This is a genomic window from Herbiconiux sp. J20-20 (assembly GCF_057365085.1).
This window is the reverse complement of record NZ_CP195122.1, coordinates 1639123-1665110: the sequence shown is the minus strand read 5'-3', so window position 1 is coordinate 1665110 and position 25988 is coordinate 1639123. Positions and strand designations below refer to the sequence as shown.

General features: G+C 69.4%; 30 protein-coding genes. 22 read left to right on the top strand and 8 right to left on the bottom strand.

The features are described 5' to 3' along the window. Nucleotides 1-2 precede the first annotated feature (2 nt). The 5 genes from ACR3ZA_RS08065 to ACR3ZA_RS08045 all read right to left on the bottom strand — a co-directional run bounded on the left by ACR3ZA_RS08065 (nucleotide 3) and on the right by ACR3ZA_RS08045 (nucleotide 6287). Entirely contained in the window at nucleotides 3-1319 is a 1317-nt protein-coding gene (locus tag ACR3ZA_RS08065) for an aminotransferase class I/II-fold pyridoxal phosphate-dependent enzyme (RefSeq protein WP_473661469.1), read from the bottom strand. Nucleotides 1320-1417: 98 nt separating this feature from the next. Next, entirely contained in the window at nucleotides 1418-1741 is a 324-nt protein-coding gene (gene trxA, locus ACR3ZA_RS08060) for a thioredoxin (RefSeq protein WP_473661468.1), read from the bottom strand. Between the two features lie 30 nt (nucleotides 1742-1771). After that, the gene (gene trxB, locus ACR3ZA_RS08055) at nucleotides 1772-2746 is read right to left on the bottom strand and encodes a thioredoxin-disulfide reductase (RefSeq protein ID WP_473661467.1); all 975 of its coding nucleotides are present in this window, start codon (nucleotides 2744-2746) and stop codon (nucleotides 1772-1774) included. Between the two features lie 78 nt (nucleotides 2747-2824). Next, nucleotides 2825-4531, bottom strand: a complete 1707-nt coding sequence (gene murJ / locus ACR3ZA_RS08050) for a lipid II flippase MurJ (RefSeq protein WP_473661466.1) — start codon at nucleotides 4529-4531, stop codon at nucleotides 2825-2827. Then, nucleotides 4524-6287 carry a DUF6049 family protein gene (locus ACR3ZA_RS08045; protein WP_473661465.1) on the bottom strand — a complete coding sequence of 588 codons (1764 nt, stop codon included), beginning with the start codon at nucleotides 6285-6287 and terminating at the stop codon, nucleotides 4524-4526. The genes murJ and ACR3ZA_RS08045 overlap by 8 nt, the downstream gene beginning before the upstream one ends. Before the next feature lie 72 nt (nucleotides 6288-6359). Between ACR3ZA_RS08045 and ACR3ZA_RS08040 the strand changes: the two genes are divergently transcribed. From ACR3ZA_RS08040 to ACR3ZA_RS08005, 8 genes are all read left to right on the top strand, one after another. Next, nucleotides 6360-7793, top strand: a complete 1434-nt coding sequence (locus ACR3ZA_RS08040) for a CCA tRNA nucleotidyltransferase (protein WP_473661464.1) — start codon at nucleotides 6360-6362, stop codon at nucleotides 7791-7793. Between the two features lie 122 nt (nucleotides 7794-7915). Continuing rightward, complete coding sequence (gene rpsF / locus ACR3ZA_RS08035; RefSeq protein WP_473661463.1) at nucleotides 7916-8314, top strand: 30S ribosomal protein S6; 399 nt, start codon at nucleotides 7916-7918, stop codon at nucleotides 8312-8314. A 3-nt stretch (nucleotides 8315-8317) separates the two neighbouring features. Continuing rightward, complete coding sequence (locus tag ACR3ZA_RS08030) at nucleotides 8318-8824, top strand: single-stranded DNA-binding protein (protein ID WP_473552847.1); 507 nt, start codon at nucleotides 8318-8320, stop codon at nucleotides 8822-8824. 35 nt (nucleotides 8825-8859) lie between these two features. Then, nucleotides 8860-9123, top strand: a complete 264-nt coding sequence (gene rpsR, locus ACR3ZA_RS08025; protein ID WP_294179586.1) for a 30S ribosomal protein S18 — start codon at nucleotides 8860-8862, stop codon at nucleotides 9121-9123. A gap of 9 nt (nucleotides 9124-9132) precedes the next feature. Then, complete coding sequence (gene rplI / locus ACR3ZA_RS08020) at nucleotides 9133-9585, top strand: 50S ribosomal protein L9 (protein WP_473661462.1); 453 nt, start codon at nucleotides 9133-9135, stop codon at nucleotides 9583-9585. Nucleotides 9586-10025: 440 nt separating this feature from the next. After that, on the top strand, nucleotides 10026-11402 hold the full coding sequence (gene dnaB / locus ACR3ZA_RS08015) for a replicative DNA helicase (protein ID WP_473661461.1): 1377 nt from the start codon (nucleotides 10026-10028) through the stop codon (nucleotides 11400-11402). Nucleotides 11403-11454: 52 nt separating this feature from the next. Next, nucleotides 11455-12102 (top strand): DUF308 domain-containing protein, encoded by a 648-nt coding sequence (locus tag ACR3ZA_RS08010; protein WP_473661460.1) that lies wholly within the window; start codon nucleotides 11455-11457, stop codon nucleotides 12100-12102. After that, a complete protein-coding gene (locus ACR3ZA_RS08005) occupies nucleotides 12099-12335 on the top strand; it encodes a hypothetical protein (protein WP_473661459.1) in 237 nt (78 codons plus the stop codon). The genes ACR3ZA_RS08010 and ACR3ZA_RS08005 overlap by 4 nt, the downstream gene beginning before the upstream one ends. 18 nt (nucleotides 12336-12353) lie before the next feature. Here the strand turns inward: ACR3ZA_RS08005 and purB are convergent, their stop codons facing one another. Further along, nucleotides 12354-13748, bottom strand: coding sequence for an adenylosuccinate lyase (gene purB, locus ACR3ZA_RS08000; RefSeq protein WP_473661458.1), 1395 nt, complete (start codon nucleotides 13746-13748; stop codon nucleotides 12354-12356). Next, on the bottom strand, nucleotides 13748-14269 hold the full coding sequence (locus tag ACR3ZA_RS07995; RefSeq protein WP_473661457.1) for an arsenate reductase/protein-tyrosine-phosphatase family protein: 522 nt from the start codon (nucleotides 14267-14269) through the stop codon (nucleotides 13748-13750). Before ACR3ZA_RS07995 ends, purB begins: the two co-directional genes overlap by 1 nt. A gap of 141 nt (nucleotides 14270-14410) precedes the next feature. On the opposite strand from ACR3ZA_RS07995, the gene ACR3ZA_RS07990 reads away from it, so the two are divergent. Continuing rightward, the gene (locus tag ACR3ZA_RS07990) at nucleotides 14411-14662 is read left to right on the top strand and encodes a hypothetical protein (RefSeq protein WP_473661456.1); all 252 of its coding nucleotides are present in this window, start codon (nucleotides 14411-14413) and stop codon (nucleotides 14660-14662) included. Further along, nucleotides 14655-16118 carry a hypothetical protein gene (locus ACR3ZA_RS07985; protein WP_473661455.1) on the top strand — a complete coding sequence of 488 codons (1464 nt, stop codon included), beginning with the start codon at nucleotides 14655-14657 and terminating at the stop codon, nucleotides 16116-16118. The genes ACR3ZA_RS07990 and ACR3ZA_RS07985 overlap by 8 nt, the downstream gene beginning before the upstream one ends. On the opposite strand, the gene ACR3ZA_RS07980 is transcribed toward ACR3ZA_RS07985, so the two are convergent. Then, nucleotides 16115-16516, bottom strand: a complete 402-nt coding sequence (locus tag ACR3ZA_RS07980; RefSeq protein WP_473661454.1) for a phage holin family protein — start codon at nucleotides 16514-16516, stop codon at nucleotides 16115-16117. The genes ACR3ZA_RS07985 and ACR3ZA_RS07980 overlap by 4 nt on opposite strands. Nucleotides 16517-16577: 61 nt before the next feature. On the opposite strand from ACR3ZA_RS07980, the gene ACR3ZA_RS07975 reads away from it, so the two are divergent. The 12 genes from ACR3ZA_RS07975 (at nucleotide 16578) to ACR3ZA_RS07920 (ending at nucleotide 25957) form a co-directional block, all read left to right on the top strand. Then, nucleotides 16578-17663 carry a histidinol-phosphate transaminase gene (locus ACR3ZA_RS07975; protein ID WP_473661453.1) on the top strand — a complete coding sequence of 362 codons (1086 nt, stop codon included), beginning with the start codon at nucleotides 16578-16580 and terminating at the stop codon, nucleotides 17661-17663. Nucleotides 17664-17667: 4 nt separating this feature from the next. Further along, nucleotides 17668-18786: a thiamine pyrophosphate-dependent enzyme gene (locus ACR3ZA_RS07970; protein ID WP_473661452.1), complete on the top strand. Its 1119-nt coding sequence runs from the start codon at nucleotides 17668-17670 to the stop codon at nucleotides 18784-18786. 17 nt (nucleotides 18787-18803) lie between these two features. Continuing rightward, nucleotides 18804-19763, top strand: coding sequence for a transketolase C-terminal domain-containing protein (locus tag ACR3ZA_RS07965; RefSeq protein WP_473662299.1), 960 nt, complete (start codon nucleotides 18804-18806; stop codon nucleotides 19761-19763). A 49-nt stretch (nucleotides 19764-19812) separates the two neighbouring features. After that, nucleotides 19813-21201: a 2-oxo acid dehydrogenase subunit E2 gene (locus tag ACR3ZA_RS07960; RefSeq protein ID WP_473661451.1), complete on the top strand. Its 1389-nt coding sequence runs from the start codon at nucleotides 19813-19815 to the stop codon at nucleotides 21199-21201. Nucleotides 21202-21438: 237 nt separating this feature from the next. After that, on the top strand, nucleotides 21439-22440 hold the full coding sequence (locus ACR3ZA_RS07955; RefSeq protein ID WP_473661450.1) for a metal ABC transporter solute-binding protein, Zn/Mn family: 1002 nt from the start codon (nucleotides 21439-21441) through the stop codon (nucleotides 22438-22440). Between the two features lie 7 nt (nucleotides 22441-22447). Then, nucleotides 22448-23251 (top strand): ATP-binding cassette domain-containing protein, encoded by an 804-nt coding sequence (locus ACR3ZA_RS07950; protein ID WP_473661449.1) that lies wholly within the window; start codon nucleotides 22448-22450, stop codon nucleotides 23249-23251. After that, nucleotides 23248-24117 carry a metal ABC transporter permease gene (locus tag ACR3ZA_RS07945; protein WP_473661448.1) on the top strand — a complete coding sequence of 290 codons (870 nt, stop codon included), beginning with the start codon at nucleotides 23248-23250 and terminating at the stop codon, nucleotides 24115-24117. Before ACR3ZA_RS07950 ends, ACR3ZA_RS07945 begins: the two co-directional genes overlap by 4 nt. Next, on the top strand, nucleotides 24114-24497 hold the full coding sequence (locus ACR3ZA_RS07940) for a transcriptional repressor (RefSeq protein WP_473661447.1): 384 nt from the start codon (nucleotides 24114-24116) through the stop codon (nucleotides 24495-24497). The genes ACR3ZA_RS07945 and ACR3ZA_RS07940 overlap by 4 nt, the downstream gene beginning before the upstream one ends. A gap of 215 nt (nucleotides 24498-24712) precedes the next feature. After that, complete coding sequence (gene rpmB, locus ACR3ZA_RS07935) at nucleotides 24713-24949, top strand: 50S ribosomal protein L28 (protein ID WP_473552766.1); 237 nt, start codon at nucleotides 24713-24715, stop codon at nucleotides 24947-24949. Continuing rightward, entirely contained in the window at nucleotides 24949-25119 is a 171-nt protein-coding gene (rpmG, locus tag ACR3ZA_RS07930; protein WP_036301131.1) for a 50S ribosomal protein L33, read from the top strand. The genes rpmB and rpmG overlap by 1 nt, the downstream gene beginning before the upstream one ends. 2 nt (nucleotides 25120-25121) lie before the next feature. Next, nucleotides 25122-25427: a 30S ribosomal protein S14 gene (gene rpsN / locus ACR3ZA_RS07925; protein WP_294179480.1), complete on the top strand. Its 306-nt coding sequence runs from the start codon at nucleotides 25122-25124 to the stop codon at nucleotides 25425-25427. A 245-nt stretch (nucleotides 25428-25672) separates the two neighbouring features. After that, nucleotides 25673-25957, top strand: a complete 285-nt coding sequence (locus ACR3ZA_RS07920; protein WP_294179478.1) for an HU family DNA-binding protein — start codon at nucleotides 25673-25675, stop codon at nucleotides 25955-25957. Nucleotides 25958-25988: the final 31 nt, after the last annotated feature.

Sequence of the window (25988 nt, the reverse complement as noted above, 5' to 3'; positions counted from 1 at the left end):
CCTCAGCCGACGTTCGGGGGGAGCACGCCCTGGCGCTCCTCGGTCTGGATGCTCAGCGGTCCGGTCTGAGCGAACTCGTTCAGCAGCGACAGCTCGCCGTTGATCACGGTGGCCAGGCGCCGCACGCCCTCGCGGATGAACTCCGGTGTCGGGTAGCAGAACGACAGCCGCATGGCGTTTCGGCCGCCTCCGTCGGCGAAGAACGCGGTGCCGGGGGTGTAGGCCACGAGCTCCTTGACCGCGCGCGGCAGCATCGCCTTCGAGTCGAGATGACTGGGCATCGTGAGCCAGACGTAGAAGCCGCCGTTCGGCACCGTCCAGTGCAGCCCGGGCAGGTAGTCCTTCAGCGCGGTGAGCATGGCGTCCCGCCGCTCCTTGTAGCTGGCACGGAACACATCGATCTGGCCGCGCCAGTCGGCGCTGGCGAGGTACTCCGAGATGACGATCTGCGCGAACGAGCTCGGCGAGAGCACGGCCGCCTCGTTGGCAAGAATGAGCTTTTCTCGAATCGCGTGAGGAGCCAGCGCCCACCCGACGCGCAGGCCCGGAGCGAGGGTCTTCGAGAAGGTGCCGAGGTAGACCACGCCATCCTCTTCGAGCGAGCGCATCGCATGCGGCGGCGCCTGATCGAAGTACAGCAGCCCGTACGGGTTGTCCTCGATGACCAGGATGTCGTTCGCCCGCGCGATCTCGAGGACCTCCATCCGGCGCTGCCAGCTGAGGGTGACCCCCATCGGATTCTGGAACGACGGAATCGTGTAGAGGAACTTGAGGCGCTTGCCCGCGCTCCTCAGATTCGCGATCGTCTCGCGCAGCGACTCCGGGATGAGCCCGTGCTCGTCCATCGCGACATGGGCGACCTCGGCTTGGAACGAGCGGAAGACCACCATGGCCGTCACGTAGCTGGGGCCCTCGGCGATGACGACGTCGCCGGGATCCAGGAACAGCTTCGAGACGAGCTCGAGCGCGTGCTGCGAGCCGGTCGTCACCACGACGTCGTCGACGCTGGCGTGGATGCCCTCGAGCGACATCACGTCGAGGATCTGCTCGCGCAGGCGCGGCGTTCCCTGACCGGAGCCGTACTGCAGCGCGACGGGGCCCTGGTCGCGCACCGTGCGCAGCACCGCGGTCTCGACGAGCTCCTGGGGGAGCGCCGAGACGTTCGGCATGCCGCCCGCGAGCGAGACCACCTCGGGCCGGCTCGCGACGGCGAACAGAGCTCGGACCTCGGACACACTCAGGCCCGCGGTGCGGGCGGCATAGTGCGAGTACCAGGGATCGAGGTTCGTTCCCGGGTTCGGCGGGGTCGCGGCGGTCATCTCAGGTCCGTTCGTCGGAATGACATCAAGGGTAGCCCGAGGACGGCAGTGGCCCCGTCCCCATCAGGGGGGAGCGGGGCCACGGGAGTCGAACTGGCTCAGGCCAGGAAGTCCGCCAGATCCGCTTCGAGGGCCGGCTTCGGCTTGGCGCCGACGATCCGCTTCTTGATCTCGCCGCCCTGGAAGACGTACATCGCCGGAATCGACGTGATCCCGTACTTCATGGCCGTCTCCGGGTTGTCGTCGACGTTGAGCTTGACGATGTCGATCTTGTCGGCGTGCTCCTCGGCGATCTTGTCAAGGATCGGCGAGACGGCGCGACACGGGCCGCACCACTCGGCCCAGAAGTCGACCATGATCGGCTTCTCGGACGCGAGCACATCGCTGGCGAAGGTGGCATCGGTGACGTTCTTGGCAGACATTGCTGACCTACTTTCTTGACAGTGCGCCCGTCAGGCGGGCTGGGTTTCCGTGCTGGGGCTGACGCGCGTGACCGCGTCGGCATCCGCCAGGGCGGCGAGGTAGTGCTCGGCGTCGAGCGCCGCGACGACGCCCGAGCCCGCGGCGGTTGCCGCCTGCTTGTATGTCGGGTCGACGACGTCCCCCGCAGCGAACACGCCCGGCAGGCTGGTCTTCGAGCTGCGGCCTTCGACGGCGATGGTTCCCTCCGGAGCCAGGTCGAGCTGGTCGTGCACGAGGTGCGTGCGCGGGTCGGCGCCGATCGCCACGAACAGGCCGGTCACATCCAGCGTCGTCTCGGTGCCGTCCTCGGTGTTCGTCAGGCCGATGCCGGCAACCTTCTGGTCGCCGTAGATGCTGGTGACCTCGTTGTTCCAGACCACCTCGATCTTCGGATCCGCGAAGGCGCGCTCCTGCATCGCGGCGGAGGCGCGGAAGGCATCGCGACGGTGAATCAGGTACACCTTGTCGGCGAAGCGGCTGAGGAAGGTCGCCTCCTCGAGCGCGGAGTCGCCGCCGCCCACCACGGCCACGTTCTGCTTCTTGAAGAACGCACCGTCACAGGTCGCGCACCAGGAGACGCCGAAGCCGGACAGGCGCTCCTCGTCGGGAAGACCGAGCTTGCGGTACGCCGAACCGGTCGCGTAGATCACGGCGCGAGTCTCATGCACGCTGCCGTCACCGAGGTGGACGCGCTTCACGTCGCCCTCCAGTTCGAGCTTCGTGACGTCGTCGTAGACGATCTCGGTGCCGAAGCGCTCGGCCTGCTGCTGCATCCGCACCATCAGGTCAGGGCCCATGATCCCCTCGGGGAAGCCGGGGAAGTTGTCGACCTCGGTGGTCTTCATCAGTTCACCGCCGAACTCGACCGAGCTGGCGATGAGCAGCGGCTCGAGGTTCGCGCGCGCCGCATAGATGGCGGCGGTGTATCCGGCGGGACCGGAGCCGATGATGATGACCTGACGCATGGTTCGTACTCCTTGAGGGCGGATCACTCAGTTCAACCCATCCTAGGTTCGGCGCATTCCCGGACCGTGAACAGCGGACTACGAGTTGGGGCGGGTGCGGCGCCGGTTCAGCAGGTTGACGGACTGCCGAGCGAGTTCGCGCACCTCGGGGACGCCGATCACCGCGAGCACGCCGACATATACCGCGAGGCTGCCGACGCCGACCGCCGCCACCGCGACGATCGCCGTGAGCGGGCTGGCGAGGGCGAACCCGGTCCCCGCGGCGATCAGGGTCGGGCCGCCGAACTCGACGCCGCCGAGCAGCCACAGCACGAGGAGCCCGGCGCCGAAGGCGGGCAGCGCGGCGATCGCGAAGGAGGCGAAGCGCCGGGCGACGCGAGCGCCGCCACGCGACGCACCCGGTACCGCGAGGCGGCGACGCAGCACGAGCGCGGCGATGACCGCCTGGATGCCGCCGACGATCGAGGTCACCGCGGCGATCCCCGCCGCGACCCACTCGCCCGGGCTCAGCAGCGCGATCAGGCTCGCGCCGGTGACGAACAGCAGGGACTGCACGATCTGGATGAGGAACGGCGTTCGGGTGTCGCCGAGCGCGTAGAAGGCGCGATGCACCAGGTAGATCGCGCTGAAGGAGCCGAGGCCCACTAGGTAGGCCATCAGCACGAAGGCGGTGCTGTTGAGCTCTCCCGGGTCGCCCGAGAACAGGCGGAGGAACGGCAGCGCGGCGGCCGCGAGAGCGGTGCCCGCGCCGACGGTGAGCAGCACCACGGTGCGCAGCGAGGTCGACAGGTCGGCCCGTACCGCGGCGAGGTTGCCGTCGCGCACGTGCCCGCTCATCCGGGTGAAGTACGGCGTGGCGATCGAGACGGTGATGAGGGAGTGCGGCAGCACGAAGATCGCCCACGTCACGCGCAGCGCGTTGACCGAGGCATCCGACTCCCCGGCGGTCAGCGCCAGGTTGACCTGAACGATGCCGGCCAGCTGGTTGATGACGATCATGCCGAACGCCCAGCCCGCGGCGCGGCCCGCCGTGCCGAGGCCGACCCCGCGCCAGCGGAAGTCGGGACGGTAGCGCAGCCCCGAACGGTGCCAGAAGATCATCAGGATCACGGCCTGAGAGATCACACCCAGCGTCGCGCCGCCCGCCAGCACGATGACCTCGGCGGTGCTCCAGCCCGCGGGGTCGTCGTGAGCCGGCGCGACCCCGAACAGCGCGGCGAACAGCAGCAGGCCGGCGATCGCCACGACGTTGTTGATGACCGGAGCCCAGGCGTACGGCCCGAACACGCCGCGCGCGTTCAGCACCTCGCTCAGCAGGCTGTAGAGCGCGTAGAAGAAGATCTGCGGCAAGCACCAGTAGGCGAGCACCACCGCGAGGGCCGTGCCCGAGGAGTCGAGCGCGTCGTCGGCGAAGGTGTACACGCCGATCAGCAGCGGGGCGCCGAGCGTCGCCAGGACGGTGACGGCGAGGAACACGACGATGCCGAGCGTGACGAGGCGGTTGATGAACCGCTGGCCGCCGTCGCTGTGCAGCCCCGCCTTCACGATCTGCGGAACCAGCACCGCCGACAGGAATCCGCCCGCGATCAGCAGCAGGATGTTGTTGGGCAGCGTGTTGGCGATCGCGAAGGCGTTCGCGCTCGCGTTGTTGAGGCCGATCGTCCAGGCGAGCACCGCGGCGCTCACGAAGCCGAGCACGCGCGACACCGTCGTGCCGGCGGCGAGCAGCAGGCTGGCGCGCCGGACGTTCGCGGGCCGCGCCGGCAGCGCGCTCGGCTCAGTCATCCGGTTGCGTCTCATCGTCGGACGGAGACCCCGTGGCGCGCGCCTGACGGCGCCGACGAAGAATGTTGTGGACGATTCCCGCGCCGAAGACGATCGCGAGTCCGATGAGAATGATCGTGCCGACCGTCTCCCATTGCGCCTGCAGGTCGACCTGGATCACGCGATCGGTGCCGACGGTGAGGCCGCCCTCGCCGCGCAGCTGCACCAGCACCGACACCTCGCCGTTCGTCACGGCTTCGGCCGGGAGATACACGGTATGCGAGGAGCCGGGCTCGACCGTGACCTCCACCGGGCCGCCGGTGAGGCGCAGCAGAGGCCGCAGAGGCCGGCCCGAGACGGACACTGTCACCGCGACGTCGAGGGCGTTGCTCACCGACACCGGGAGGCCGGTGCTGTTGCTGAGGATCAGCAGGTCGCTGCCCTCCGCGATCTGAACCGCGCTCAGGATGCTCTCCGCCTCCTCGATCGCAGTGTCGACGGCGAGCGTGACGCCGACGCGCTCCTCCACGGCGCCGGCGGCGAAGACGCTCACCAGGTCGAGCCGGTGTTCGGCGCGGAAGTCGTCGGGCTCGGCGACGATGCCCGCGAAGCGAGACACCGCGGCCTCCGCGTCCGCGAGCTCCTCGAAGGCAGTGAGCACCGCATCGTCGAAGGGCTCCGTGGTCAGGGCGCCGGCACTCGCAGCGGTCTGCATCGCGGTCGAGATGCCGACGACGTCGACATCGACGCGGGCTTCGAGCTCGTCGAGGAGCGATGCGAGCCGAGCGGTTCCCGTGTTCGCATCGCGCGAGGCGGTCACGATCAACGGGCCGACCGAGGAGGCGAGCTCGTCGGAGAGCACGGAGAAGAACGCGTCGCGCGAGGTGGTTCCGCTGGCGGAGAACGGGCCGACCTCCACCGCTTCGAGCAGATCGTCGAGGTCGGAGCTCGAGGCGAGGACGCTGGCACCGCCGACGCTGAGGTGCGAGGCGGCCGCGTCGCCGACGGAGGCGGAGTCCAGCAGCACCGACGCGGCCCCGGCGGCGTCGAGGGCGGCCAGTCCCGCAGTGGTGAGGTTGCCGCGCGCCGGCCACTCCAGTCCCTCGATCCCGAGCGGCCAGGCGGTCAGCTCCTCATCGCTCGGCGGGAGCGTGGGCTCCGGCTCCGGGGTTGCTGTCGGCGACGGCGAGCCGATCGGGGTGGGCGTGGCCGAGGGCTCCGGCTCCGTCGAGTCCGTCGGATCCGGAAGCTCGTCGAAGCGCGAGGGGTCGACGGCGAACTGGAAGCTCAGCGGAGTCGCGAGCTCGAGCGCGTCGGCGGCGGCGAATCCGGAGACGTCGGCGTCAGCGAAGTGGAGCAGAAAGCTGTCATTGGGCAGCGACTCGAGGCGTGCGAGCCAGGCGGCCGCCGACTCGGGAACGGCCGTGCCGAGCACCCGAATCGACACCAGGATGCGCGGATCGATCGCCAGGGTCGCGCCGGTTCCGTCGAGGGCGTCCAGGCGCTGCGTCAGCAGCCCCTCGGGGGCGGTGTACTCCTCCAGGAGCGACGCGCCGAGCAGGGTCGGGGCATCCGCCGGCACGGTGACCGGCACGACCAGCACCAGCTCAGAGGTGCCCGCCGCCGGGGCGCGGGATGCGCTGTCGGCCGAGACCGCGGCGGTTGCCGAGAGCGGTGCGGCGAGGAGGGCGAGGGACGTTGCGAGAACGGCGGCACGGCGGCCGAGACGAGCGGTCCACGGCACAGAGATCCCCCCTGTGACGTTCGAGCCCGGCATGAGGCGAGTGTAGACCGAGCGGGGCCGCCTCCGACTCCGACGCACGCCGCGACCTCAGTAGACTCGGTGCTCATGGAGAGCGTCGCGGGGGCCCTTGCGCGCCTGCGGGAGTTGGCCGAGCAGCCGACCCTGGTCACTCTGGCGGAGCGCTTCTCTGCCGCGGGCCACGAGCTGTCGTTGGTCGGCGGTCCGATCCGGGATGCGTTCCTCGGTCGGCCGGTCACCGATCTCGACCTGACGACGGGCGCCACACCCGACGAGATCCTCGCGATCGTCGCACCGGTGGCGGACGCCCATTGGGACATCGGCCGCGCGTTCGGCACGATCGGCGCGCGGATCGACGGACACACCGTCGAGATCACGACCTACCGCAGCGACGACTACAGCACCGACAGCCGCAAACCGGAGGTCGCCTTCGGCGACACGCTCGAGCACGACCTGGTGCGGCGCGACTTCACGGTCAACTCGATGGCGCTGCGACTGCCGGGAGCGAACGGCGAGCCGGTGCTCGTGGATCCGACCGGCGGGGTCGACGACCTGCTCGCCCAGCGCCTGCGCACCCCGAGCGCACCCGAGGTGTCTTTCGGCGACGACCCGCTGCGCATGATGCGCGGCGCCCGCTTCGCCGCACAGCTCGGCTTCGAGCTCGACGCCGAGGTGCTCAGCGCGGCCCAGGGCATGGCCGAGCGCATCACGATCGTGTCGGCCGAGCGGGTGGGCGACGAGCTCACCAAGCTGATGCTCGCCCGTGACCCGGTGGCGGGGATCCGGGTTCTCGTCGATTCGGGCGTCGCCGCCCATGTCCTGCCGGAGATCCCGGCGCTGCGGCTCGAGATCGATGAGCATGCGCACCACAAGGACGTCTACGAGCACTCCCTGACCGCGCTCGAACGGGCCATTCAGCTCGAGCACGACCGCGGTCATCAGCCCGACCTGATCCTGCGGCTGGCCGTGCTGCTGCACGATGTCGGCAAGCCCGCGACGCGCAAGATCGAGCCGAACGGCGCCGTGACCTTCCACCACCACGACGTGCTCGGCGCCAAGCTCGCGGCCAAGCGGCTGCGCGAACTGCGCTTCGACAAGTCGGTCGTGCAGTCCGTTGCCGAACTCGTGCGTCTGCACCTGCGGTTCTTCGGGTACGCCGAGGGCGTGTGGACGGACTCGGCGGTGCGACGCTACGTCCGCGACGCGGGAGATCAGCTCGAGCGGCTGCACATCCTCTCCCGCGCCGATGTGACGACCCGCAACCGGCGCAAGGCCCACCGCCTCGCCACGGCGTATGACGATCTGGAGGCCCGGATCGCCGAGCTCTCGGCTCAGGAGGAGCTTGCCGCCATCCGTCCCGACCTCGACGGGCAGCAGATCATGCAGCTGCTCGGGGTGCGCCCCGGGCCGGTCGTCGGGGAGGCGTATCGGTTCCTCATGGAGCTGCGGCTCGAAGAGGGCGCGCTCGGGGAGGCCGAGGCGGAGGCCCGTCTGCGGCGCTGGTGGGCCGAGCGCGGTTGAGCCGCGCCACGTCAGCGTCTACACTACGAAGGTTGCCCTGACGCTTCGTGGCGTCGTGGGCCGATGCACACCCTCCTGTTGCAGACAGTCTGCAGCCGTTCTAGACCAAAGGAGGTGGGTGAATGACGCATCAGTACGAATTGATGGTGATCCTGGATCCCGAGATTGACGAGCGCACGGTCGCTCCCAGTCTCGACAAGTTCCTCAATGTCATCCGCAACGACGGTGGCACCATCGAGAATGTCGACATCTGGGGCCGTCGCCGGCTCGCCTACGAGATCAAGAAGAAGACCGAGGGCATCTACGCCGTCGTCAACTTCACCGCGACCTCGGAAGCGACGGTCGAGCTCGACCGCCAGCTGAAGCTCAGCGAAGCCGTGATGCGCACCAAGGTGCTGCGCGCGGAAGAGGCCGTCGCTCGCGCCGGCAAGATCGCGGTCGAGGACGAGCAGCGCGCAGCCCGCAAGGCCGCCGCCGCCGCCAAGAAGCCGAAGGTCGCCGCCGAGAAGGACGCCGAGTAGGTCATGCCGGACACGATCATCACGGTCGTCGGCAACCTCACGGCCGACCCTGAGCTGCGCTACACGCAGTCCGGGCGCGCGGTCGCCAACTTCACGATCGCGTCGACGCCGCGCATCTTCGACCGGGCTGCGAACGAGTGGAAGGACGGCGACGCGCTGTTCCTCCGCGCGTCGTGCTGGGCGGAGTTCGCGGAGAACGTTGCCGGCTCGCTGACCAAGGGAACCCGCGTGGTCGCCCAGGGCAAGCTCAAGCAGCGCTCCTTCCAGGATCGGGATGGCAACAACCGCATCTCGATCGAGCTGGATGTGGACGAGATCGGCCCGAGCCTTCGCTACGCGACCGCCTCGGTCACCCGCACCTCGGGTGGCGCTGGTGGCGGTCGTCCGCAGCAGAGCTCGGTCGGTGGCGGCCAGGCGGCGGAAGAGCCGTGGGCAGCCAGCGGCGGCGCCGCATCCGGCGGGGATGTCTGGAACAGCCCCGGCAACTACAACGACGAGACCCCGTTCTGATCCTCGATCAGACGTAAACATTCAAGGAATCACTCATGGCAGGAAAGAGCAGCGGCGGCCAAGACCGTCGCAAGCGCGGCCCGAAGGGTGGCAAGAACGCCGCTCCGGCGAAGGCCATCCGCGTTGGTGTCATCGACTACAAGGACGTCGCGACGCTTCGCAAGTTCATCTCGGAGCGTGGAAAGATCCGCGCCCGCCGTATTACCGGTGTCTCCGTGCAGGAGCAGCGCCTCATCGCCCGCGCCGTCAAGAACGCGCGCGAGATGGCGCTTCTCCCGTACGCGGGCTCGGGCCGATAGGAGCATCGAATGTCCAAGCTCATTCTCACGAACGAGGTCTCGGGCCTCGGCTCCGCCGGCGACGTCGTCGAGGTCAAGAACGGCTACGCCCGTAACTACCTGATCCCCCAGGGCTTTGCCGTGGCGTGGAGCAAGGGAGGCGAGAAGCAGGTCGAGCAGATCAAGTCGGCTCGCGCCGCGCGCGAGCTCGCCACTCTCGAAGAGGCGCAGGCCCTCAAGGCCAAGCTGGAAGGCGCGACCGTCAAGCTCGCGGTGAAGTCGGGAAGCGAGGGTCGACTCTTCGGCTCGGTCAAGACCGCCGACATCGTGGCGGCGGTTGCGGCTGCCGGTCTCGGTGCGATCGACAAGCGCACGGTCGAGCTGTCGGCTCCGATCAAGGCGCTCGGTTCGCACGAAGCGACCGTGCGTCTTCGCGAAGACGTGGTCGCCACCCTCAGCATTGAGGTCGTTTCGGCCAAGTAGTTCACGCACCCGAACGGCGCATTCCCTCGTGGAGTGCGCCGTTCGTGTTTTCGCCTGGGGTAGTCCGATCTGTACACAGGTGGACCCGAAACTGGCGAAGTCTCAACCCGAACTCTAAACATGTTTTTACACACATGGTGTGAACAGAAAAAAGCCTGGTCAGAGCGGCTTTCCGAATCGGAATCGGCCAGTTACTCACAGTCCAGTCCACAGCTTCTTCACACGCTGCACGGCGTTTCCCGCGTTTTGTCCACACTCCTATCCACAGGGGCCGTGGCGGACCGGGGGTGCGCTCCCTAGCCTTGCCAAGGTCTCGGGGAGAGGCCGACATCTCGACCCGTGCGTGTGCACATGGGGGGTGTCGGCGGAGCAACCTAGGCTTCGACCACAAGGACAACGCATCGCTCGCCGGAATCCGGCCGGAGCGGAGAGAGGGAGACATGTCGATCGCCCATTTGGGGCTCGCGGGCGAGCAGCGCGGCGGGGGTGACTCGTGGGCGGGTGAACGCACACCGCCGCACGATCTGCTGGCCGAGCAGAGCGCGATCGGTGGCATGCTCCTCAGCAAGGACGCGGTGGCGGATGTCATCGAGACCGTGCGCGGCGTCGACTTCTACATCCCCAAGCACGAGGTCATCTTCGAGGCGATCCTCTCCCTGTACTCCCACGGCGAGCCGACCGACGTCATCGCGGTCACCGACGAGCTCACCAAGAGCGCGAATCTGCAGCGCGCCGGCGGCGCCGAGTACCTGCACACGCTCACCGGTCTGGTTCCCACCGCCGCGAACGCCGGCTACTACGCCTCGATCGTCGCCGAGAAGGCGGTGCTGAGGCGCCTCGTCGAGGCCGGCACGCGCATCGTGCAGATGGGCTACGCGAGCGAGGGCGAGGTCACCGACCTCGTCAACAACGCGCAGGCCGAGATCTACGGGGTCACCGGCGGCGTCGAGACCGAAGACTACGTTCCGCTCGTCGAGGCGATCTCGAACGCCGTCGACGAGATCGAGCTGGCGCGCGGGCGCGACGGCGAGATGGCGGGAGTGCCCAGCGGATTCCGCGAGCTCGACGAGCTCACCAACGGCCTGCACGGCGGGCAGCTCATCATCGTCGCCGCGCGACCCGGTCTCGGAAAGTCGACGCTGGCGCTCGACTTCGCCCGATCCGCGAGCGTCAAGCACCAGATGCCGTCCATCTTCTTCTCTCTTGAAATGGGGCGCAGCGAGATCGCGATGCGCCTGCTCGCGGCCGAGGCCTCCATCCCCATGCACCACCTGCGCAAGGGCAACATGGACCAGCGCGATTGGGACAAGATCGCGAACACCCGCGGCGAGATCGCCGACGCGCCGCTCTACATCGACGACAGCCCCAACATGACGCTCGTCGAGATCCGCGCCAAGTGCCGGCGACTGAGTCAGCGTGTCGGGCTCAAGCTCGTCGTCATCGACTACCTCCAGCTGATGACCAGCGGCAAGAAGGTCGAGAGCCGTCAGCAGGAGGTCAGCGAGTTCTCGCGTGCGCTGAAGCTTCTGGCGAAGGAGCTCAACGTTCCGGTCGTCGCGCTCAGTCAGCTGAACCGTGGCCCCGAGCAGCGCGCCGACAAGAAGCCGGCGCTCTCGGACCTCCGCGAATCGGGATCGCTCGAGCAGGACGCCGACATCGTCATCCTGCTGCACCGTGAAGACGCCTACGAGCGCGATCACCCGCGCGCGGGTGAGGCCGACCTCATCGTCGCCAAGCACCGCAACGGCCGCCAGGACACGATCGGCGTGGCCTTCAGCGGCATGTACTCGCGCTTCAGCGACATGGCCAAGGTCTAGCCCAGCCGACCGGCCTAGAATCGTCGGGTCCGTCTCGACGAAAGAGAGCTTCGTGTCTTCGTTGTCGCCCGCTCCGGCGATCACCCCGCCTCGGGCGCGTGTCGACCTCCCGCAGCTCGGCCGCGGACTCGTGGCGGTCGCGCTGGGCCTGGTCATCACCTTCAGCCCGGATCACTCGGCCGGCTTCGGTCTGATCGCCTTCGGCGGCTATGCCGTGGTCGCCGGCGCGATCCAGCTCGCGGCGCTGCGCCTGACCCGTGCCGACCGGCACGCGGGCCGCGGTCTCGTCGCCGTCCAGGCCGTCGCGACAATCGTCGCCGGCGTCGCGGCGCTCGCGATCCCGGTCGCGGCCCCGGCCGTCTTCGTCGCCATCGTGAGCGCCTGGGCCCTCATCGTCGGCGGCATCGACATCACCACGGCGATACGCCTGCGGCGCTCGGGCGGCAGCGCCCGCGACGCGCTCGTGCTCGGCGGCCTCGCTCTCGTTCTCGCCCTCGCCGTGCTCATCGTGCCGCCGGACTACCTTCAGCCCTGGCAGGTCGCCGATCGCACGGGAGCGATCGAGGCCAGCGGCGCCGTGACCGCCTCGATCATGGTCGTCGGACTGCTCGGCGCGTGGGCCGTGATTCAGGGCCTGCTGCTGGTGATCGCCTCGATTCCCGCCTCGACCCCGGCCGCCAAGACGACGGAGGAGTCATGACCGACCCGAGCGCGCGCGACAAGCGCCGCCCCTTCGAACTGGTGGGGCTCGCGGCGGTCGTCGCCGTCTTCGTCGGCGCCGGCGTGCTGCTGGGCACCCGGGAGTGGCTGATCGCCGCGCAGTTCGCCGGCGGCGCCTTCATCGTCGCGCTCGTGGTGCTCGCGATGCTGCTCGTCGCGGCCGGCCCGCAGGACATGGCGTCCGACGACGACGACCGGCCGAGCACGCACTAGCCCGGCGCCGGCGCGCCGCTACGCCTCGGGGTGCTCCAGTTCGCCGACCAGTTCGCTGGCGAGGCCCGTGTAGGCGGCCGGAGTCAGCTCGCGCAGCCGCGCCTTCGCCGCGTCGCCGATGTCGAGACCGTCCACGAACTCGCGCAGGTCGTCCGCGGTCACGCGGCGTCCGCGGGTCAGCTCCTTGAGCATCGCGTACGGGTCGGCGATCGAACTGCGCCCGGCGGTCACCTCGGCACGGATCACCGTCTGGATCGCCTCGCCGAGCACCTCCCAGTTGGAGTCCAGATCCGCCGCGAGCACCGCGGGCGCCACGGCGACCTCGCGGAGTCCGCGCTGGATGTTGTCGAGCGCCAGCAGCGAGTGGCCGAAGGCCACGCCGATGTTGCGCTGCGTCGTCGAGTCGGTGAGGTCGCGCTGCAGACGGCTCGTGACGAGGGTCGAGGCGAGCGAGTCGAACAGCGCGCAGGAGAGCTCGAGGTTCGCCTCGGCGTTCTCGAAGCGGATCGGGTTGATCTTGTGCGGCATCGTCGACGAGCCGGTGGCCCCGGCCTGCGGGATCTGCGTGAGGTAGCCCAGCGAGATGTAGGTCCACACGTCGGTGCACAGGTTGTGCAGGATCCGGTTCAGGTGGCTGACGCGGGAGAACAGCTCCGCCTGGCCGTCGTGCGATTCGATCTGGGTGGTCAGCGGATTCCAGGTGAGACCGAGTGAGAGCACGAAGTCGTGCGAGATGGCGCGCCAGTCGGCCTCCGGCTCGGCGGCGAGGTGCGCCGCAAAGGTGCCCGTCGCGCCGCTGAACTTGCCGAGGAACTCGGCGCGCTCGACGTGGCCGAGCACCCGCTCGAGCCGACCGACGACGACCGCGATCTCCTTGCCGAAGGTCGTCGGCGTGGCGGGTTGGCCGTGCGTGCGGGCGAGCATCGGGGTGTCGCGCTCGGCGACCGCCCACTCGCGCAGCGCGGCGACGACCTCGCGCAGCTTCGGAAGCCAGACATCGTGCACCGCCCCGCGCACCACGATCGCGTAGGCGAGGTTGTTGATGTCCTCGCTCGTGCAGGCGAAGTGCGTGAGCTCGGCGATCTTCGTCAGCCCGAGCTCGGTGAGCTTCTCGCGGACGAGGTACTCGACCGCCTTGACGTCGTGCCGCGTGGTCGCCTCGAGCTCGGCCAGCCGCTCGATCTCGGTCTCGCCGAACTCGCTCGCGAACCGGCGCAGCTGGCGCGCCTGCTCGGCCTCCAGCGGGGCGGAGCCGAACATCCCCCGGTCGGAGAGGGCGATCAGCCACTCGACCTCCACGAGCACGCGCGCGCGGTTGAGTCCCGCCTCCGAGAAGTACTCGCCGAGATCCTCCACGACCGCGCGATAGCGACCGTCGAGGGGGCTCAGGGGTTGCGGGGGAAGAGGACTCATCAGGCTCCCTGTCGGATTCCGGGTTCGAGCTGGCGGAAGAGCGACCAGCTCGCCCGTTCGATCATCGCCAGCACGCTGTCGAAGAGCGCCGCATCCGAGTAGTACGGATCCGGCACGTCGACCGGGCCGTGGGACTCGGGGTCGAAGCTCATCAGCAGCTGCACCTTGCCCCGATCGTGGTCGGTCGTAGCCCATTGTCGCAGGATGCGCTCCTGCCCGCGGTCGAAGGCGATCACGAGGTCGAAGGCGGCGAAGTCCGCCGGGTCGAACTGCCGAGCCCGATGCGCGGTGCCGTCGTAGCCCCGCGCGGCCAGCGCGGCGATCGTGCGCTCGTCGGCGCACTCGCCGACGTGCCAGTCACCGGTCGCCGCCGAGCTCACCGCCAAGGTGCGTTCGAAGCCGTGGCGAGCGATCAGGGAGCGGAAGATGGCTTCGGCCATCGGCGAGCGGCAGATATTGCCGGTGCACACGAAGCAGATCCGAAACGCCGTCGCCGTACCACTCGCGCGGTCGTACGACATGGCCACTCCGTTGTTCGAGGCAGGGAAGGTGTTCGAGCGACTCGTCCACCGCGGCGAGATCTCGCCGTCGCCCACGCTACCCGCCCGCGCCAAGCACCGGGAGGGGGCGATCGGACGAAAATCCGGTGGGGAGGCGAACCGATGCTGGCACAGGACCCGGAGGAGACGAGCACGCGGCTCGAGCAGCTGCGGCTCGTGCGTCGCGCGCAGGAGATCTTCGAGTCGGCCTGGCGCGACATGCCCGACGGGGCGACGCTCGGCTGGCGGGGGCCCGCGGCCGAGCTGGCGAGTGCGCGCGCGACGGAGCTTCGTGTGGCCGCGACGAGCGCACTCGCGACCATGAGCGCCGCCGAGCAGGCGCTGTCCAGGGCGCTCGGGCTCGGCGATGGCTGACCCGATCCCGGGCGGCGATCTCGTCGTCCGTCCGCCGGCCGGGAGCGGGATCGCCGTCGCGACCGATCAGCTGCATCGCGCGGCGGAGCGCGGACTGTCGGTCGCGGAGGCGGCGCATCGCGCGCACGGCGACATTGCGCACGCGGCGGTGCTGGGGCCCGCGCCGGACCTCGGTGTCGCCGACGAGCTGTTCGCCGCAGGGCACCAGCTCGCCCGGGTCGCCGACCTCGCGGAGTCGTTCACGCGCTCGCTCGCCCTCGCCGCGGACAGCTACGAGACGGCGGAGCAGCTGCTCGACCGCGCGATGTGGAGCGTCTCCGCGCTCGCCGGAGCGGCCGTGGGCGCCGCGGCGCGGGTGGCGCTTCTGGCGATCGTCACCAATCCGGGACTCCTGCTCGGCATCGCCGCCCGCGACACGCTCGAGGCGTCGCGCGGTCCCGAGCGGCGCGCGACCGGACGTGTGGGCGCCGGAGACGCGGGCATCGTGGCCGAGTTCCTGCGCACGCATCCGGAGCTGGTCAGCTCGCCCGTGCTCGTTGAAGCGGTTCGCCTGATCGCGGCGAGCAGTGACGATGCGGTGCTCGGCGCGGTCGGTGCGCCGCCGGCGGTGGGTCTCGCCCTCGGCGATCAGGCGCTCGGCGTGACGGGGGTCGCGGTCGGGGCAACCGGCGTCATGGCGCTGGGGGCGACGCGGGGCGTGCTCATCGAGACGCCGGTGCGCCTCACCCAGACGTCCGTGCGCACCGGAGCGGAGGCGGCCGAAGGGGCGCCCGGTGGCAGCGCCGACCGGCTGGAGCGCATCCCCGACGATGCCAACCAGATCCGCATCGAGCGGTACACGGCGCCGGGCGAGCCGGCGCGGTGGTCCGTGTACGTGTCGCCCACCGTGACCTTTGACACCACCGGCAGCGAGCCCTTCGACATGACCGCGAACCTGGCGGGGGTGGCCGGCAAGAGCCCGGCGTCGCTGCGCGCGGTGGAGGCCGCGATGCGCGAGGCAGGAGTTGCTGCCACCGACGAGGTGCAGTTCATCGGCTACTCGCAGGGCGGCATGGTGGCCGCACGCGCCGCAGAGTCCGGCGACTGGAACACCGTCGGTCTCGAGACCTACGGCGCCCCGATCGGCAACGTGCAGATCCCCGACGGGGTGCGCGGGCTCACCGTGAGCCACACCGACGATCTGGTGCCGGCGACCGCGGGGCCGGACGGACGCGACGCGCTGGTGCACGTGGAGCGCCGGGCTTTCGCCCCCGGCGACGACCTGCCGCACCTCGCGGTGCCGCCGCATCAGAAGGAGAGCTACGCCGCGACGGCGCGGATGATCGACGACGCCGAGTCAGCGCTCGTGCGCGACGAGGTGGCGCGGCTCACCCGCTTCGGGCAGGACTACCTCGACGGCGGCGGAGAGCTGACCGTGTTCGAGTTCCGCGCCGAGCGCGTCGAGACCGGCGGCTAGCGGGTCTTGCCGGTGAACGGCCGCAGCAGGATCCCGATCAGCCACGAGAAGACACCCAGCAGCAGCGCCCCGAGCACACCCCACCAGAAGTTCTCGATCGTGAGTCCGAAGCCGATCAGCGTGCTGATCCACGCCACCAGCAGCAGCATCAGACCGTTGACGACGAGGGCGACCAGGCCGAGCGTGAGGATGTAGAGGGGGAACGCCACGATGCGGACGATTCCGCCGATGATGCCGTTCACGAGTCCGAAGATCACCGCCACCAGCACGAGCGTGATGATGAACTCGAGGGTGCCGCCCGGCGAGAAGGGGACGACGTCGACGTGCGACGCGAGGATCAGCGTCGTCAGCCACAGCGCGAGAGTGTTGATGAGCAGGCGGAGAAAGAGTCGTCCCATGCGTTCATTCTGGCAAAGCCCCGGCCGGAAGGACCAGGGCGCGCGGCTCTAGGCTGAACGCATGCCTGTTTCGCTTCGCCCTGCCATCGCCGCTCTGGCGCCATACCGTCAGGGTCGCCCGGCCGCCGAGGATGCGTTCAAGCTGTCCTCCAACGAGAACCCGTTCCCGACGCTGCCGAGCATCACCGCCGCGATCGCCAACGCGAGCGTGAACCGGTACCCCGACGGCGCGGCGCAGGCCCTCCGTTCGCGCCTCGCCGCCCGGCACGACGTCGAGCTCGACGCCGTGCACGTGGGCGCCGGCTCGGTGTCGATCCTGTCCCAGCTGATCCTGGCCGCGGCGGCGCCCGGCGACGAAGTGCTCTACGCCTGGCGGAGCTTCGAGGCCTACCCCGGACTCGTGACCGTGGCGGGCGCGACGAGCGTCACCGTGCCGGTGCGTGAGGACGGCTCGCATGACCTGGAGGCGATGGCGGAGGCGATCACCGATCGCACCCGCGTCATCATCGTCTGCACCCCGAACAATCCCACCTCGGCCATCGTCACCCGCGACGAGTTCGAGACCTTCATGGCGCGCGTCCCCGACGATGTGCTCGTCATCCTTGACGAGGCCTACGTCGAGTTCGTCACCGACCCGACGGCGGTCAACGGTCTTGAGGTGCGGGGTGAGCACGAGAATCTCGTCGTGCTGCGCACCTTCTCGAAGGCCTACGGTCTGGCTGGCCTTCGGATCGGCTACGCGATCGGCGCCCCGTACATCCTCGACGCCGCCCGGTCGACGGCAATCGCTCTCTCGGTGACCGAGGCGGCGCAGCGCGGGGCGCTCGCGGCGCTCGACGCCGAGCCGGAGCTGCTCGGGCAGGTCGCGACCCTCGTGAGCGTGCGCGAGCGCATTGCGGCCGCGCTCGCGAACCAGGGCATCGCGATCCCGGAGCCGCAGGGAAACTTCGTCTGGCTGGCCACCGGCGAGCACACGGTGGAGGCCGGTGAGGTGCTCACCGAGCACGGAATCGTCGCCCGCGTGTTCCCGGGAGACGGAATCCGGGTCTCGGTCGGTGAGCCGGAGTCTGTGGACAAACTCCTAGATGCCACCGCGGAGCTTGTCAGGACCCTCCCACAGGCGCTTCCGGGCGCCGGGCTAGGGTAGGCACATGTCCTACACCGAGGCGACTGTTCAATTGCTTTCGCCGGAGGGGACCCTCGTCGAGAGCGACGCGACGGCGGAGTACCTGCCGATCATTGAGGGCATCTCCGAGGAGCGACTTCTCGACTTCCACCGGCACATGGTCGCGGTGCGGCGCTTCGACATCGAGGCCGGCAACCTGCAGCGGCAGGGCCAGCTCGCGCTGTGGATTCCGAGCACCGGCCAGGAGGCGGCGCAGGTGGGCTCCGGCTTCGCCGCGAAGCCGCAGGACCACATCTTCCCCGCCTACCGCGAGCACGCGGTCGGGCGCATCCGCGGGCTCGACCTGATGCGGCTCATCGAGATGCTGCGCGGCCTCAGCCACGGCGGCTGGGATCCGGCCGAGACCGGCAACTTCCACCTCTACACCCTCGTGATCGGCTCGCAGTCGCTGCACGCGACCGGCTACGCGATGGGCATGCAGTTCGACGGCGTCGTCGGCACCGGCGACCCGGAGAAGGATGCGGCGGTGCTCGTCTACTTCGGCGACGGCGCGACCAGCCAGGGCGACGTGAACGAGGCCTACGTGTTCGCGGCCAGCTACCAGACCCCGCAGGTCTTCTTCCTGCAGAACAACCACTGGGCGATCTCCGTGCCGGTGGAGCGCCAGTCGCGCACGCCGCTGTACCTGCGGGCCGCGGGCTTCGGCATCGACAGCGTGCAGATCGACGGCAACGACGTGCTCGCCAGCTACGCCGCGACGACACTCGCGCTGGATGCGGCGCGCTCGGGGAAGGGTCCGCGCTTCATCGAGGCGCTCACCTACCGCATGGGCGCCCACACCTCGAGCGATGACCCCACCAAGTACCGCGAGCACGAGGACGTCGAGTTCTGGAGCCACCGCGACCCGATCACGCGCTTCGAGTCGTACCTGCGCGGCCGCGGCGTCGCCGACTCGTTCTTCGCCGAGGTCGCCGCCGAGGCGGAGGACCTGGCGGCCGACACCCGCGCTCGCGTCGCCTCGCTCACCGATCCGAGCTCAGAGAAGATCTTCGAGCACGTCTACACCGAGCCTCACCCCGGCGTCGAGGCGCAGCGCGCCTGGCACGCCGCCTACGAGGCGTCGTTCGAGGGAGACGCGTCGTGAGCGTCGAACAGCTGACGATGGCGAAGGCCATCAATGAGGGTCTCCGCGATGCGCTCGCCGCCGATGACCGCGTCCTGCTGATGGGCGAGGACATCGGCCGGCTCGGGGGCGTCTTCCGCGTCACCGAGGGGCTGCAGGCGCAGTTCGGCGAGTCCCGCGTGCTCGACACCCCGCTCGCCGAGTCGGGCATCGTCGGCACCGCGATCGGCCTCGCCATGCGCGGCTACCGCCCGGTCTGCGAGATCCAGTTCGACGGATTCATCTACCCGGGCTTCGACCAGATCACCTCGCAGCTGGCGAAGCTCACCTACCGCCATGAGGGAACTCAGGACTTCCCGGTCGTCATCCGCGTGCCCTACGGCGGGCACATCGGCGCGGTCGAGCACCACCAGGAGAGCCCGGAGGCGTACTTCGCGCACACCCCGGGCCTGCGCGTGGTCAGCCCGGCGACCGCCAACGACGGCTACTGGATGATGCGCCAGGCGATCGAGAGCCGTGACCCGGTGCTGTTCTTCGAGCCGAAGAGTCGCTACTGGCACAAGGGCGAGGTGGATCGCAGCACCCCTGCCGCGCCGCTGCACGAGAGCCGCGTGGTTCGCACCGGCACCGACGTCACGGTGGTCGGCCACGGCGCGATGGTGACGGCGCTGCTGCAGGCGGCCGACATCGCCGCGGCCGAGGGCACGAGCATCGAGGTCGTGGATCTGCGCTCGCTCTCGCCGGTCGACTACGGGCCGCTGCTCGCCTCCGTTCAGAAGACCGGCCGGCTGGTCGTCGCCCAGGAGGCACCCGGACACGTCAGCGTCGGCTCGGAGGTCGCCGCGACGATCGCCGAGCGCGCGTTCTATTCGCTCGAAGCGCCGCCGTTGCGCGTGAGCGGATACGACACCCCGTTCCCGCCCGCGAAGCTCGAGGGGGACTACCTCCCCGATGCCGACCGCATTCTCGAGGCCGTGGACCGCGCCCTCGCCTACTGACCCAACCGTCGTGGTCCCCGCGGGGACCTGAACCACCAGGGAGTCGACCGTGGCACATTCAGAGTTTCCGTTGCCGGATGTCGGCGAGGGCTTGACCGAGGCCGAGATCGTGGCGTGGAAGGTCAAGCCCGGCGACGTCGTCACCGTCAACCAGGTGCTGGTCGAGATCGAGACCGCGAAGTCGCTCGTCGAGCTGCCGTCGCCGTTCGCCGGCACGGTCACCGAGCTGCTTGCCGAGGAGGGGGCGACCGTCGAGGTCGGCGCCCCGATCATCCGGGTCGACTCGAGCGGCGGCAGCATCGAGCTGCAGGCCCCCGGCAACGAGGGGGATGCCCTCGGCACGATCGCCGACACCGCGACGACGATCGGTCCGGCCGAGAACGGCGACAGCGAGCCCGCCGCCGAGTCGGGCTCGGGTGCTGTGCTCGTCGGCTACGGCTCGAAGGGCGCCCACGCCACGACGCGGCGTCGACGCGCCGGCGCGACCGTCGCCCCCGACGGCGGATCGGATTCTCCGCAGGAGGTCGCCGCCAAGTCGACCCCCGCGAAGCCGAGTTCGGTGCCGGCCGCCTCGGCGATGCCGGTGATCGCGAAGCCGCCGATCCGCAAGCTCGCCAAGGACCTCGATGTGGACCTGGCGAACGTGACCCCGACGGGGCTCGCGGGCGAGATCACCCGCGACGACGTCATCCGTCAGGCCGGGCAGGCGAGCGTGTTCCGCAACCTGGAGACGCCGGAGTGGGGCGAGGAGCGCGAGGAGCGCATCCCCGTCAAGGGCACGCGCAAGGCGACCGCCGCGGCGATGGTGAAGAGCAAGTTCACCGCCCCCCACGTGAGCGTGTTCACCGACGTGAATGCGACCCGCACGATGGAGTTCGTCAAGCGACTCAAGGCGAATCCGGAGTTCGCGGGCGTGAAGGTCTCGCCACTGCTCATCGCCGCGAAGGCGCTGATGTGGGCGATCCGCCGCAACCCGACGGTCAACTCGACGTGGACCGACAAGGAGATCGTCGTCCACCACTTCGTGAACCTCGGCATCGCGGCAGCCACGCCGCGCGGTCTGATCGTGCCGAACATCAAGGATGCGCAGGATTTCTCGCTGCGCGAACTCGCCGAGGCGCTGGAGAAGCTGACCCTCACCGCGCGCGACGGCAAGACCTCCCCGGCGGAGATGTCGGGCGGCACGATCACGATCACGAACCTCGGGTCGTTCGGCGTCGACACGGGAACGCCGATCCTGAACCCGGGCGAGGTCTCGATCCTGGTGCTCGGTGCCATCAAGCAGAAGCCGTGGGTGGTGGATGGCGAGGTGCGACCCGCCTACGTCACCACGGTCGGCGGCAGCTTCGATCACCGCGTGGTCGACGGCGACGTGGTGAGCCGGTTCATCGCCGACGTGGCGAGCGTGCTCGAAGAGCCGGCGCTCCTCCTCGACTAGCCCGCGCCTCCGCGCACCCCTCGGCCTCCCCGCGAGCGGTGCGAAAAGTGCGATCCGCGGGACGCGCACCGCACGTTTCGCACCGCTCGCCGGGGGTCGGATTGCGCGGAGGAGGCTCGCGCGGGACGGAGACGACCTTATTGAGAACCATTTTGACAATGGTTATCAATAAGGTCTAGCGTGAACTCGTCGCCGAACGTCGGCGTCGGGAATCAGGAGTTCACGTTGTCTGCTCGCATGCCTCTGCTCGCTCTCGGAACGGCGAGCCTGCTCGCCCTCACCGGATGCGCCACCACCGTCCCTGCGGACGACGGCACGCTGACGATCGTCACCTCCACCGACGTGTACGCGGATCTCGCCGCGCGCGTCGCCGGAGACGACGTCGAGGTCACGAGCATCATCGAGGGGACGGTGCAGGACCCGCACTCCTACGAGGCCACCGCCCGGGACCGTCTCGCTATCGAGAGCGCCGACCTCGTGATCTCGAACGGCGGCGGGTACGACCCGTTCGTTGAGGTGATCACCGACGCCATGGATGACGCGCCGCACACGCTCATCGCCGTCGAGGTGCTCGGGCTCACCGAGGATGACGACGAGCACGCCGAGGACGACCACGCCGAGGACGACCACGCGGAGGACGAGCACGCCGAGGACGAGCACGCCGAGGACGACGCCGACCACGACCACGACCACATCGAGGGCGTCAACGAGCACGTCTGGTACTCGCTCGACGCCATGATCGAGGTCGTGCACTCGATCGCCGAGGAGCTCGCCGAGCTCGACGCCGCGAATGCCGAGGTCTACGAGGCCAACGCCGAGGCGCTCGAAGGCGAGATCGAGGCGCTGCACGAGCGCGCCGAGGAGCTGGCGACCGCGTACGCGGATGCCGCCGACGAGGTCGTCGTGACCGAGCCGGTCGCGCTCTACCTGCTCGCCGACGCAGGACTCACCGACGCGACACCGGACGGCTTCAGCGAGGCGATCGAGGAGGGCACCGACGTGGCCCCCGCGCTGCTCGCCGCCGTGCTCGACGAGGTGAAGAGCGGACACCTCGCCTTCCTCGCCTACAACTCGCAGACCGAAGGCGCCGAGACCCAGCTCGTGCGCTCGGCGGCCGAAGAGGCCGGCGTCGCCGTGGTCGACTTCGCCGAGAACCTGCCGGAGGGCGAGAGCTACGTCAGCTGGATGCAGTCCAACCTCGACGCGATCGAAAGCGCCCTTGCCGCAAACGCGGCATGATCGACAAGTGACCACGCCCGACCACGCTCAGCCGAGCGCCGCCCTCCGCATCCGGGGGGCGTCGCTCGGTTTCGGCGTGCGCACCCTCTGGCGCGAGCTCGAGCTGACCATCGCCGCCGGGGAGTTCATCGCCGTGCTCGGCCCCAACGGCGCCGGCAAGTCCAGCCTGCTGCGGGCGATCCTCGGTCTCACCAAGCTCGACGCGGGCACGATCGAGCTGCCGAGCGGTCGCGATCGGGTCGGCTACATCCCGCAGCAGCGGCCCTTCGCGCCCGGCACGCCGCTGCGCGCTCAGGACCTCGTTCGACTGGGCATCGACGGCACCCGCTTCGGCATCCCGTGGCCGAACCGCACCGCCCGGCGCCGCGTCGACGAGCTGCTGGCCGAGGTCGGCGCGAGCGAGTACGCGCGCGTGCCCGTCGGGCTCCTCTCGGGCGGAGAGCAGCAGCGGCTGCGCGTCGCCCAGGCGCTCGCCGGAGACCCCGCGCTCGTGCTCGCCGATGAGCCGCTGCTCAGCCTCGACCTGCATCACCAGCGCACCGTCGCGGGACTGCTCGAGCGCGTGCGCCACGAGCGGGGAGCGAGCGTGCTGATGGTGACGCACGACATCAACCCCGTGCTCGGCATGGTCGATCGGGTGCTCTATCTCGCCGGCGGATCGTTCCGCGTCGGCACCCCCGACGAGGTGCTGCGCTCCGAGGTGCTCGGCGAGCTCTACGGCACCCCGGTCGAGGTCATCCGCACGAAGGGACGCATCCTCGTCGTCGGCACGCCCGAGATGCCCGGCCATCTGCACGGGGTGCGCGCATGAGCTTCGACCAGATCTTCGACTTCACCGACTACGGCGCCATTCTCGCGCTCGTCGCCAACTCGGTGCTCGCCGGCGCCGTGCTCGGCATCGTGGGCGGACTCATCGGCGTGATGGTCATGCAGCGCGACATGGCGTTCGCGGTGCACGGCATCAGCGAGCTCTCCTTCGCCGGCGCCGCCGCCGCGCTGCTGATCGGCGTGGACGTCGTGATGGGCTCGATCTTCGGGTCGATCGTCGCGGCGCTGCTGATCGGCGTGCTCGGAGCGCGGGCCCGCGAGCGCAACTCGATCATCGGTGTGCTGATGCCCGCGGGACTGGGGCTCGGCATTCTGTTCCTTGCGCTGTACTCCGGGCGCAGCGCCAACAAGTTCGGCCTGCTCACCGGGCAGATCATCGCCGTGGATGACCCTGCCGTGTGGCGCCTGATCGGCATCAGCGCCGCCGTGCTGGTGGTGCTGCTGGTGATCTGGCGCCCGCTGAGCTTCGACAGCCTCGACCCGGAGGTCGCGGTGGCTCGCGGCGTGCCCGGCCGGGCGCTCTCGATCGTCTTCATGCTGCTGCTCGGTCTCGTCGTCGCCGTCTCGGTGCAGATCATCGGCGCGCTGCTGGTGCTGGCCCTGCTGGTGACCCCGGCGGCTGCGGCGCTCCGCGTGAGTGCTTCCCCGGTGCTGGTGCCGATCCTCAGCGTGACGTTCGGCCTGGTCTCGGCGCTCGGCGGCATCCTGCTCGCGATCGCCGGATCGCTGCCGATCAGCCCGTTCATCACCACGATCTCGTTCCTCATCTACGTCGTCTGCCGCGGCATCGAGGCGGCCCGCGTGCGCACCGCGGCGGGCCGTAAGGTGGAGGCGGAGGTAGTGGCATGAGCGCCAAGCGCAACACCTGGCAGCGCGAAGCGGTGCGCTCCGCACTCGGCACGACCGAGGGCTTCGTGAGCGCGCAGGCGCTGCACGCCTCGATGCGCGGCACCGGCTCATCGGTCGGACTCGCCACCGTCTACCGCGCACTCGCCGACCTGGCGACCGAGGGGGAGGCGGATGCGCTGCAGCAGGACGGCGAGAGCCTCTACCGCGCCTGCACGCCCGGCACCCACCACCACCACCTGATCTGCCGCAACTGCGGCAAGACGGTGGAGATCAAAGCCGACAAGGTCGAGGTGTGGGCGCGTGAGGTGGCCGCCGAGCACGGCTTCAGCGATCCGCACCACGTCGTCGACGTGTTCGGCCTCTGCACCGACTGCGCCTGATCGCGGGTGTGGCCGGTCCGCGGCGCCCGCCGCGGAGGTGACAACGGCCGGAACCTCGGCTATTCTCGGAGAGTTGTGCGCGAAAGCGCGCTTCTTGTGTGCCGTCCGGCCGCTCGCGACCGGATCTCGGCATGCCGACAAGTGACCTTGGGTGGGGCGATCGTCTCACGGTAGATCAGGCGGAGTTCGCTTCGCCGCAACGATAAGGAAGAACCATGGCTGCAGTGTGCCAGGTGACCGGAGCCACTCCCGGCTTCGGACACAACATCTCGCACTCGCACCGCCGGACGAAGCGCCGCTTCGACCCGAACGTGCAGAAGAAGACCTATTACGTCCCGTCGCTCAAGCGCAACGTGACCCTGACGCTGTCCGCTAAGGGCATCAAGGTGATCGACGCTCGCGGCATCGAGTCGGTCGTCAAGGACCTGCTCGCCCGAGGGGAGAAGATCTGATGGCGAAGAAGTCGCAGGACGTTCGTCCGATCATCAAGCTCCGCTCGACCGCCGGTACCGGGTACACCTACGTGACCCGCAAGAACCGACGCAACAACCCCGACCGCATCGTGCTCAAGAAGTACGACCCCGTGGTCCGCAAGCACGTCGAATTCCGCGAGGAGCGCTAAGCATGGCCAAGAAGAGCAAGATCGCGCGCAACAACCAGCGCGCCGTCATCGTGGAGCGGTACGCCGCGAAGCGTCTCGAGCTGAAGAAGCAGCTCGTCAGCCCCACCTCCACCGACGAGCAGCGCGAGGAGGCCCGCCTGGGTCTGCAGAAGCTGCCCCGCAACGCGAGCCCGGTGCGTCTGCGCAACCGCGACGCGATCGACGGCCGCCCGCGCGGTGTCCTCAGCAAGTACGGCATCTCGCGTGTCCGCTTCCGTGACATGGCTCACCGTGGCGAGCTGCCGGGCGTGACGAAGTCGAGCTGGTAGTCGAAACCGACCACAGCGCGAGGGGCGAAAACGTGAGTTTTCGCCCCTTTCGCGTTCGCGGGCGCCGAAATACCCAGCAAATCCGGATGTGGAACACCGTGCGACATCCCCAGAAACACGGGCCGCGGGTGCTAGTTTCACTGTGGCTTCGGGGCGCAGGCGCTGAAGCCGACACCGCGAAAGTTCCGTCGCTCTGACGAACTCTTCGTGCCACATGAAATGCATTGAGTCCGAGGAGGACACCCATGGCTGACACCCTTAACAAGAGCGATCTCGTCGCAAAGATCGCGGCCGAGACCAACCAGAGCCAGGCCACCGTTGCCAGCGTCGTCGACTCGTTCTTCAACGTCGTCGCCGAGTCGGTCGGATCCGGCACCAAGGTCGCGATCCCGGGCTGGATCTCCTTCGAGCAGATCAGCCGCGCCGCGCGCGCGGGACGCAACCCCGCGACCGGTGAGACCATCCAGATCGCCGCCAGCAAGGGCGTGAAGGTCTCGGCCGGCAGCAAGCTCAAGGCCGCCGCCAAGTAGTTCAGACTTCCCGCAGGGGGATCGAGGCGCA